1 protein-coding gene is annotated in these 352 nt (G+C 38.9%); it reads left to right on the forward strand.

Features of this window, described 5'->3' with window-relative positions; translation table 11 throughout:
• Positions 1 to 151, forward strand: a 151-nt coding sequence (locus tag CVN76_RS02245; RefSeq protein ID WP_157805477.1) for a DUF2179 domain-containing protein, incomplete at its 5' end; no start/stop codon positions are given.
• Positions 152 to 352: the final 201 nt, after the last annotated feature.

The raw sequence follows: 352 nt of genomic DNA on the forward strand, positions 1-352 counted from the left end.
ATTCACTAATGAAAATAAGGAAATGTTATTGATTGTCATTACAAGATATGAACTTTATGACCTGGAACGTATCATTAAAGAAGTGGATCCTCAAGCCTTCACGAACATTATCGAAACTTCAGGAATCGTTGGCACATTCAGGAGGGAATGATATTAACGGCAAATTAAAACCATTACACTTCGTTTACAGATGGGGGTTTTGTTGGCATTTCCTGTTTACTGCTTGTTCAAAGCGGTTACTTCATATAGTGTAGCGCCAATTCAAAAATCTACCGAAGGAGTGATAAAAAATGGCTAACGAAGAAAAAATGAGCAGGCAGGAAGCAGGACGAAAAGGCGGGGAAGCCACTTC

The sequence above is a fragment of the Bacillus sp. mrc49 genome (genome assembly GCF_002803435.1).